General features: G+C 70.7%; 2 protein-coding genes. Both read right to left on the bottom strand.

What is annotated here, in order from left to right; all coding sequences use genetic code 11:
* Window positions 1–449, bottom strand: a 449-nt coding sequence (locus UK12_RS32605; protein ID WP_045306824.1) for a GTP-binding protein, incomplete at its 3' end; no start/stop codon positions are given.
* 2 nt (window positions 450–451) lie between these two features.
* Window positions 452–1,299, bottom strand: an 848-nt coding sequence (gene cysD / locus UK12_RS32600; RefSeq protein ID WP_045306823.1) for a sulfate adenylyltransferase subunit CysD, incomplete at its 5' end; no start/stop codon positions are given.

Here is a 1,299-nt window from a genome sequence, read left to right as displayed (position 1 = left end):
ACCACGTGCGGCACGCGCAGCAGGGCGGCGACGGCGGCGTGCCGGCGGGTCTGCTCGACGACGCCGTTGCGGGCGTCGACCAGGACGATGGCCAGCTCGGCGGTGGAGGCGCCGGTGACCATGTTGCGGGTGTACTGCACGTGCCCGGGGGTGTCGGCGAGGATGAACCGGCGTCTGGGGGTGGCGAAGTAGCGGTAGGCGACGTCGATGGTGATGCCCTGCTCTCGCTCGGCGCGCAGGCCGTCGGTGAGCAGGGCGAGGTCGGGGGCTTCCTGGCCCCGGCTGCGGGAGGCGTGCTCGACGGCCTCCAGCTGGTCCGCCAGCACCGACTTGGAGTCGTGCAGCAGCCGTCCGACGAGGGTGGACTTGCCGTCGTCCACGGATCCTGCGGTGGCGAAGCGCAGCAGCGAGGTGGCGCTGAGCGCCTCGGTGGCCTGGGTGCTGGTCATGTCTAGAAGTACCCCTCGCGCTTGCGGTCTTCCATGGCGGCTTCGGAGAGTTTGTCGTCGGCCCTCGTGGCGCCGCGTTCGGTGAGGCGGCTGGCGGCGATCTCGGTGATGACGTCGGCGGTGGTGGCGGCGTGGGAGTCGACGGCGCCGGTGCAGGACATGTCGCCGACGGTGCGGTAGCGGATCAGGCGGCGCTGGACCGTCTCGTGGTCCTTGGGGCCGCCCCAGTCGCCGGCGGTGAGCCACATGCCGTCGCGGGTGAAGACGTCGCGCTCGTGGGCGTAGTAGATCTCGGGGAGTTCGATGGACTCGCGTTCGATGTACTGCCAGACGTCGAGTTCGGTCCAGTTGGAGAGCGGGAAGACCCGGACGTGTTCGCCGACGGCGTGCCGGCCGTTGTAGAGGGACCAGAGTTCGGGGCGCTGGCGGCGCGGGTCCCAGGCGCCGAACTCGTCGCGCAGGGAGAAGACGCGTTCCTTGGCGCGGGCCTTCTCCTCGTCGCGGCGGCCGCCGCCGAAGACGGCGTCGAAGCGGTTCGTCTCGATGGCGTCCAGCAGCGGGACGGTCTGGAGCGGGTTGCGGGTGCCGTCGGGGCGTTCGCGCAGTCGGCCGTCGTCGATGAAGTCCTGGACGTGGGCGACGTGCAGGCGCAGGTTGTGGCGGGCGACGGTGCGGTCGCGGTAGGCGATGACCTCGGGGAAGTTGTGCCCGGTGTCGACGTGCAGCAGGGAGAAGGGGATCGGCGCCGGGGCGAACGCCTTCAGTGCCAGGTGCAGCATGACGATGGAGTCCTTGCCGCCCGAGAACAGGATCACCGGACGCTCGAACTCCCCCGCCACCTCGCGGAAGA

It is taken from the genome of Saccharothrix sp. ST-888 (assembly GCF_000955975.1).
Taxonomy (GTDB): Bacteria; Actinomycetota; Actinomycetes; order Streptomycetales; family Streptomycetaceae; genus Kitasatospora.
This window is presented reverse-complemented; position numbering and strand designations above follow the sequence as displayed.